Raw genomic sequence first — 4,800 nt, 5'->3', positions numbered from 1 at the left:
AATGCTACGGTTGAGGCGTAGAGCTAGAGATACAGGACTTGTGTAAGATTTAGCATCAATACCAATTGCCCGTTCATTTATCGACACATCACATAAATCAGATTCTGGATACAATTCAGCATTTAGCCCGTGTTGTCGAGCTGTATCAAAAATTTCTAATTCATCAATTGCCGGGCCAGTCCAGTAGGTGAGAATTTGAGGCTTGGCAATCAACAAACGGTCTTGAGTTGGGTCTAACTTCTCCAAAACTTTTGCTCTTTTGCGGCTGTTACACTGGCGGATTGGACAGCGCCCTTCTGGAAAAATTTTTTTATTAGGATGCGGTCGCATCAACGTGCCACAGTGGGCACAACGATGAGCTAGCCCTTTGATTAGCCAGATATCTGGTTGACTCCCTAGCTTATACAGCAATAGCTCATACTCTTGCACCATATATTGAATCACGGCGAGAGAACTTATACTTGCTGCAAGCGTGTTAGGTGTACGTGAACGTACGGTTTGGATGAACCAAGTGTTGAGAAGTGCAGATCCGATTGATCGTGCCATAGCCCGGTACGTACTTAGCTATGGAGGAGCCACCTAACAAACGTAGTACAGTGGACTGACTGAAACCGCCTGTGAAGTTACCATCTTTGAAACCAAATGAATAATTATTAGCTTTACTAATCACACATTGGTACTGATACCCCAAGCCTACAGGAGCCAACCCTGCAATAGCTAAATCACGTATTAGATTAGTTCTAGAGAATAGATAAGCTCACAACTTCTCCTGAGCTTTGGCAGCTAGTGAATGAAAGGCGCTCTCCTATGCTAAAAAAAGCGTTTTTGATTTTTAGAAGGAGTAATTTTTGATTTGCTCACAGTTCCAGTCCCTGCCTCTGCGGCTGAGTGTGCCTCTGTTGCTCCTGGCACTTTGGTATTGCACACAGTGCCGCATTCCAATCTTGGGCTTTGGGTTTGACCAAAGTAGCCTGCGGTAACAGTTCCCTAATGTTTCGTGCAGTTTCATGACCAGCGTCATCATTGTCAAATGCCACTTCCACTGTGGGAACAGTTTTGAGAAAATCTACAGGCAAGCTTCTGGGACTATCCACTGCCAAATACATTGTCCTTTCTTTGAGCATTCCTTGCTCCACCTCCAGTTCAAATGTTGCCAATGACAGAGCCTCAATGGGGGATTTACACAATACTGCCCTTTGAATTTCGCCATTTGGTTGACCGCCCAAGCCAAACCAAAACCACCCATCAGTGCGTTTGCTTCCTTTCTCATACCCCATGAAGGTGTTATCCTTCCCTCGCGTCCCTCTCAAAAATGCACCCCTAGTTTCACCGTTCAGCCCCCGCATCAGAAACACTGCGTTTTGTTGCTCCGAGGCATAAACAAATCCTCGCTCATGAAGTGCTTGTACTAAGCTTGATGGCAACCCCCGTTTTTTGGTCAAATAGTTGTGAACCGCCTGCCATTGGTTTTCATCTTTTACTGGTGGTACAAACTGGGGCGTTGGTTCTGTTCGGGCAATCTCAGCAGCCTGTTCCCTGGCATGGTGGGTGGCAGCCCTGAGCATTCCCGACTCACCAAAGCGGTCATTTAAAGTCGCGATCGCTTCTTTAAAGTTGCACCCGTTTACGTGCATCACCAGGTCGATAGCCCCGCCGCCACCTTTATTCACACTCTTGGAGAAGTCATACCATTTAGAACCATCTATATTAATGATGTGGTTCACACCTTTCCACCGGAGATTGCCCTTGGTATCTTGAGTTAGTCCCAAATGCCAAGCCACATCTTCTAGGGGAAGGTCTCGGAGTTGGTCAGCAAGTTGCTTAAGTTCAGAACGCAACTGTTGGTTTTCGGCTGACAACTGTTGAATGCGTGCTTCTAGTGCTTCATTTTCTTTGACCAGTTGTTTAGCAGTCGCTTCCATCTCCTTTTTCTTTCTAATAGCCCTGTCTCTATCAGCAGCTTTAGCTTGAAGTTGTTCGCTTGTAAGTTTCCCAGGTTCTAGGTCTTTCCCCTCTTCCACAATTCGGTAAAAGTCTTTTATATCCTGGTGTTGGGCTTTGCTACCCTTGATGCCTCTTTCTAACCCCAGATGCTGCATCGCGGTGTGGTAGTCATCCTGAAAAGCCATCATCTTTTGGCGACCGTCGAAGAAATGATTACACCGGAGTTGTCCATCCTTGTCGAGGGGTACGAGGTAAGCGTGCAAGTGTGGTGTCGCCTCATCTAAGTGCAACTCGCACCTCACAATTCGGTCTTGGTAAGTCTCCTGTAACCATTTGAGGTTTGCATCAACCCATTGTTTAAGTTTGTCTTCGTGGTAGTACCCAGCGCGAGTTGGGTCATCTGGACGATAGTACTGAGGTGATGCTGTGAGGAGAATCTCGACACAGTAGACAGCATCAGTTCTGACTTTTCGCTTTTGTTCGTATTGCCCAATCTTAGCCAGCACCAAATCCTCCAAACATTCGTTTTGTTCAGTGCTGCCGATGAGCCTGATATTTTGCTTTTCTGGGTCAGCGTTAGGTGTTTCACGTGTTCGGGCAGTATGCGCTTCACTACCTACAAGATTGTGGCGTTTGAGTTTTTTGGTACGGGCGATCGCGTAGCCGTATGTCATATTTGAGTTGAATCATCGTGGTTTTCATGGTGTGTTTGTGCTAATTGATGGGAAGATTAACTGTAGTGAATGCTTTTATTGCTGATAGAAGCATCCGCGATATTCCCCCGAAGGGGCGAACGCAGGTTATTTGTGACGAGCGACTCTTGGCATTGCCACAGGCAACGCGTAGGGCAAATAACCGTAGTGAGTACGACTATTTTATACTCTCCACCCGAAATCTGTCTTTGGGGTAGCACCTAGTGCAGCTTTGGCACAGTTTGAGTGCAATTTATGCACAATTTGTGTTGGTTAACATGGCTTGATTCCTCAACAGTCGATTTAAATAGTGGTGCAAAATACGTAGATTTTTTGAGGCGATTTGAGGCATTGTCGGCTTTGTTGCCTTATGCCCGATACCACAGTGGGAAGTATACTCAAGAGCAGCTGCGTTTTGCGTGTTGGGAGGCGCAGGATTGCCTGAATAAACACGGCAGTAATATGCGTTTGGCTATGTCTGTGGAACAACCACAGTTTGTGTTGCCAAATTATGTTGCACCACAATTGACTCCTCCAGATCCGGTTCCAGCTGATGCAAGAGCCAATAATGGGAATACAACTTTACAGTCAAATATTTTAGAGTCAGCGCAACTAATAGAGCGACCAAATACTTTGATTCAGGGTAAGACTTCATCTAAAGATTTGGATAATCTTTTTGGGGATGACTAGCACAAATTAATTAGCGCGTTACGCCCGTCTGATAAAGTGCGGTTTGTCTCTTGAAAATTTCCAGTATGACCAACCCTCAGACCGAATTCGATTCGCCCTGGAAGGACATAATCCAGCGATATTTTGAAGATTTTATGCGGTTTTTCTTCCCGCAGGCGCATAGGGAGATTGACTGGACGCAAAAACCCGAATTTTTAGACAAGGAACTCCAGCAGGTAGTGCGGGATGCAGAATTGGGAAAGCGGTTGGTTGATAAATTAGTAAAAATTTATCGCAGTGGGGGTGAAGAAGTCTGGGTTCTTGTGCATATAGAGATACAAGCTCAGGAAGAAAGCGATTTTACCCAGAGGATGTACACGTATAATTATCGCATCTACGATAGATACAAGCGATCGGTTGCATCACTTGCGGTACTGGGTGATGAACGCGCAACATGGCGACCAAACCAATTTGGCTACCAGTTATTTGGTTGTACAGTAGATTTTCAGTTTCCAATTGTGAAGTTGGTAGACTATCAACAACGGCAGTCCGAACTGGAAGCCAGTCGCAACCCGTTTGCTACTGTGGTGATGGCACACCTGGCAGCATTAGAAACCCGTAACGATAGGTTACAACGCAAGCAGCAGAAACTGACTTTAGTACGGAGATTGTACGAGCAAGGGTTTGAGCGCGAGGATGTTCTCAATTTGTTAGCTTTTGTAGACTGGTTATTAACGCTCCCTCAAGATTTGGAGCGAGAGTTTCGGCGGGAAGTAGAACAATTAGAAGCGGAGCAACGTATGCGGTATATTACTTCGTTTGAGCGATTTGGTATTGAAAAAGGTAAGCAGGAAGCACTTGTAAAAGGTATATCCCTGGGATTAAAACTCAAATTTGGCTCAAAGGGGCAAAACTTATTACCTGAAATTGAGCAAATCGAGGATGTAAACTTATTAGAAGCAATTTTAGAGGCGATAGATACCGCTAGTACTGTTGAGGAGTTACGACAAATCTATCAACCAGCAACCGAGTAATCGTATGGAATATATAACTTTGGGAAGTGGGGTATAGTATAACTCCAACCAGCAGGCTTGAGTATTGGCGATACCAACTCTTCGATACGCTACGCGTAGCTTCCTTCTCCGGAGGAGTACGGTGGGCTTTCCTACGGAACGCTGTTCGCGTTCGCACTCACTCAGCAGTGTTTTGAAACAAGTTTGGCGGCGAATAAATACGCAAACACCCCTTACCCCCATACCTGATGTTGGGGTTTTCACGGGGCGAGGAATCTGATGAGAATATGGTGAAGTTAAGTTGATAGGAACTGTCGATGCAGTCGTTTGAACCAGGCTTTATCGAACGCCAGCCAATTACTCAAAATCTACTGCGTACCATCCGGCTTATTGGTGAGTACAAAGGCAAGCAGGAGTTATTCAAAGAACAGTCGCCCCAAGTTTTGGAGACACTACGTCAAGCGGCGATTATTCAAAGCACT

At 45.6% G+C, this 4,800-nt stretch carries 5 protein-coding genes; 3 read left to right on the top strand and 2 right to left on the bottom strand.

Annotated elements, in window-relative coordinates; all coding sequences use genetic code 11:
- On the bottom strand, positions 1-546 hold a 546-nt coding region (locus LC574_RS26895), incomplete at its 3' end, for a hypothetical protein (RefSeq protein ID WP_229456709.1).
- A gap of 311 nt (positions 547-857) precedes the next feature.
- Entirely contained in the window at positions 858-2,618 is a 1,761-nt protein-coding gene (gene mobV, locus LC574_RS26890; protein ID WP_229456707.1) for a MobV family relaxase, read from the bottom strand.
- 47 nt (positions 2,619-2,665) lie between these two features.
- Here mobV and LC574_RS26885 point away from each other — a divergent pair, with 47 nt between their 5' ends.
- The 3 genes from LC574_RS26885 to LC574_RS26875 all read left to right on the top strand — a co-directional run bounded on the left by LC574_RS26885 (position 2,666) and on the right by LC574_RS26875 (position 4,339).
- Positions 2,666-2,854 (top strand): hypothetical protein, encoded by a 189-nt coding sequence (locus tag LC574_RS26885; protein ID WP_229456706.1) that lies wholly within the window; start codon positions 2,666-2,668, stop codon positions 2,852-2,854.
- A 37-nt stretch (positions 2,855-2,891) separates the two neighbouring features.
- Entirely contained in the window at positions 2,892-3,326 is a 435-nt protein-coding gene (locus LC574_RS26880) for a hypothetical protein (protein ID WP_229456703.1), read from the top strand.
- Between the two features lie 65 nt (positions 3,327-3,391).
- Entirely contained in the window at positions 3,392-4,339 is a 948-nt protein-coding gene (locus LC574_RS26875) for a cytosolic protein (protein WP_229456701.1), read from the top strand.
- Positions 4,340-4,800: the final 461 nt, after the last annotated feature.

The organism is Nostoc sp. CHAB 5715 (genome assembly GCF_020829685.1).
In the GTDB taxonomy this organism is placed as follows: Bacteria; Cyanobacteriota; Cyanobacteriia; order Cyanobacteriales; family Nostocaceae; genus Nostoc.
Note: the sequence above shows the minus strand (reverse complement) of the source record. Positions and strands in the feature narration are given on the sequence as shown.

Excerpts from the sequence above, each read along its gene's own strand:
- mobV (WP_229456707.1), bottom strand. The coding sequence starts at position 2,618 with ATGACATACGGCTACGCGATCGCCCGTACCAAAAAACTCAAACGCCAC.
- LC574_RS26885 (WP_229456706.1), top strand. The coding sequence starts at position 2,666 with ATGGGAAGATTAACTGTAGTGAATGCTTTTATTGCTGATAGAAGCATC.
- LC574_RS26880 (WP_229456703.1), top strand. The coding sequence starts at position 2,892 with ATGCACAATTTGTGTTGGTTAACATGGCTTGATTCCTCAACAGTCGAT.
- LC574_RS26875 (WP_229456701.1), top strand. The coding sequence starts at position 3,392 with ATGACCAACCCTCAGACCGAATTCGATTCGCCCTGGAAGGACATAATC.